The following is a 2,548-nucleotide window of genomic DNA, read 5'->3' on the forward strand; positions in this document are numbered from 1 at the left end:
TCTATGGACCGTTCGAAGGCGCGATGGACCGCTTCATCAAGCTCGAGAAGAATGACTTCATCGGCCGCGAGGCCGCCGCCAAGGAACAGGCCGAGGGGCCAAAGCTGCGCCGCGTCTCCTTCATCGTCGATGCCACCGACGCCGATGTCATGGGTGACGAGCCGATCTGGGCCAAGGTCAGCAAGGACTACGGCACGGTGGAAAAGCCGCATGGCTATGGCGCGCCGCGCTTCGACAAGGGCGGCAAGGAAATACGTGGCTCCAAGGCTGCCGAAGGCGCATCCGCCGTGCGCGGCATCGTCGACGGCGACTGGCGCGTGGTCGGCTGGGTCACGTCGGGCGGCTATGCGCATTATGTGCAGAAGTCGATGGCGCAGGGCTATATCCCCGCAGCGCTTGCCGAGGACGAAAGTGCCGGGCTGTTCGAGATCGAGATCCTCGGTCAACGGCGCCCGGCCCGCATCAATGTCGAAGCGCCCTTCGATCCGAGCGGCGAGAAGATGCGGACCTGAGGTTCGACGATGGACAGCGCGGGGCCGAAGGGCAGCTTTGGCCGCCACCGCAAGATCATGCCGTTCGAGCCGGGCTCGATCGAAGCTTTGCGCGACGCCTCCCGTCAGAAGGCGGGTTCGCTCAACCAGCATGTGCTGGGCTATGGCCCGCAGGCCGAGGCTGAGTGGGCGGCGGCAGGCATTGCCGCGCCCGACCTGGCGGCGATGCGAAAATACCGGCTGGAGCGTATCCGCGCCGAGCTGAAGCGGCGCGGCTATGCCGGCGCCCTGCTCTACGACCCCGTCAACATCCGCTACGCCACCGACAGCACCAACATGCAGCTTTGGGTGGCGCACAATCCGACGCGGCATTGCTTTGTCGCCACTGAAGGCCCGGTGGTGCTGTTCGATTATTTTTCCTGCGAGCACCTGTCCGACCATTCCGGCGTCGTCAACGAGGTGCGGCCGGCGGTGTCGTGGATGTATCTCTATGGCGGTGAGCTGACCGAGCAAAAGGTCCGCCGTTGGGCGGCCGGAATAGCCGATTTGGTCGGGGAATATGGTAGCGGCAACAGCCGCATCGCCGTCGACCACATCAATCCCGAAGGCGTCGAGGAGCTGGCTCGCCTCGGCATTTCCATCGGCAATGGCGAAGCCGTGATGGAGAACGCGCGGCTGATCAAATCGCCGGACGAAATCCTCGCCATGCGCCGGGCGATTGTCGCTTGCGAAGCGGCGATGGGCGAGATGGAACAGGCGCTGAAGCCGGGCATTTCCGAGAACGAGCTATGGGCGGAATTGCATCGTGGCAACATCGCGCGCGGCGGCGAGTGGATCGAGACGCGACTGCTGACGTCAGGCCCGCGCACCAATCCGTGGTTCCAGGAATGCTCTTCGCGAAAGATCGAGGCTGGCGATCTCGTCGCCTTCGACACCGACCTGATCGGCCCCTACGGCTTCTGCGCCGACCTGTCGCGCACCTGGCTGTGCGGCGATGCAAACCCGTCGAATGAACAGCGCGCCCTGTTCCGCATCGCCGCCGACCAGATCGAACACAACACGGCTCTGATGCAGCCAGGCATCTCGTTTCGCGACCTCGTCGAAGCCTCGGCGGTGCCGCCGGGTGACTGCTTCCCGACGCGCTACGGCGTGCTCTATCACGGCGTCGGTCTGGCCGATGAATACCCGACCTTGCCGCATGCCAGCGACTGGACATCGGACACGCCGGACGGCGTGCTGGAACCTGGCATGGTGCTGTGCGTGGAAAGCTATATCGGCCGGCTTGGCGGGCGCGAAGGCGTCAAGCTCGAAGAGCAGATCCTGATCACCGAGGCCGGCAACGAACAGCTCTCAACCTACCCGCTGGATACGAGGCTGCTCGGATAGTCCGGCAAGCGCTTCTCGCATTGCCCTGACTGTCTTTTCCGGCGTTGCCCTCGCCGTGATGAACGGCAGGCCTTTGCGCCGTCCGGTCCAGCCGACGATCGCGACTTTCCGCGCTGCTGGCTCGAAGCGCTGCGCCAGCGCCCAGCTTTCGCAGTCGATCGCTGCAACATCGGCCCAGCCCTCGGCAATGGCGACGATTGAAGCGCGGTGACCGCCGCTCTCGCTACGCGACGAAAAGATGTCCAAGCCTTCGCCGGCCGCTTGCAGGTCGCGCGTCAGCGCAATGATGCCCGACATGGAATCGAGGCTGTTGAAGGTGAAGCGCTTGCCGCGGATCAGATCGAGCGGGATGAGAGCGCTGCCATCCGCAGGCGATCGAACTTCCGGTCCCTCGCCTATCCGCATCACCAGAGCGCTCGAATAGAGCTCGCCCTGCCCGCCTTCATAGGCGTCATAGCTCGGCTGGCCGACCACCTGCACATGCCTGGACAGGCCAAGTTCCATCGGCCCCCAGCAGGTCTGCGCGAACAGCAGCAAAGGATGCAGCCACAATCTATGGAAATCGAGTTCATCCGGCGGCAATGTCGCGGGATCGGGTGCGATCAATGCACCGGCAGCATCGCGAATTCCGCCCGGCACCGGCGGCAGGTCGCCATTGCGCCGCACGATGG

3 protein-coding genes are annotated in these 2,548 nt (G+C 64.5%); 2 read left to right on the forward strand and 1 reads right to left on the reverse strand.

What is annotated here, in order from left to right:
- Positions 1-512 (forward strand): glycine cleavage T C-terminal barrel domain-containing protein (locus EN994_RS26740; RefSeq protein ID WP_164746222.1); only part of this gene is annotated, 512 nt, incomplete at its 5' end.
- A gap of 9 nt (positions 513-521) precedes the next feature.
- Complete coding sequence (locus tag EN994_RS26745) at positions 522-1,877, forward strand: Xaa-Pro peptidase family protein (RefSeq protein WP_127307944.1); 1,356 nt, start codon at positions 522-524, stop codon at positions 1,875-1,877.
- Here the strand turns inward: EN994_RS26745 and EN994_RS26750 are convergent.
- Positions 1,842-2,548: PhnD/SsuA/transferrin family substrate-binding protein (locus EN994_RS26750; RefSeq protein ID WP_127307945.1), on the reverse strand; the 707-nt coding region annotated here is incomplete at its 5' end. The genes EN994_RS26745 and EN994_RS26750 overlap by 36 nt on opposite strands.

The organism is Mesorhizobium sp. M7A.F.Ca.CA.002.09.1.1 (assembly GCF_003998555.1).
Classification (GTDB): domain Bacteria; phylum Pseudomonadota; class Alphaproteobacteria; order Rhizobiales; family Rhizobiaceae; genus Mesorhizobium; species Mesorhizobium ciceri.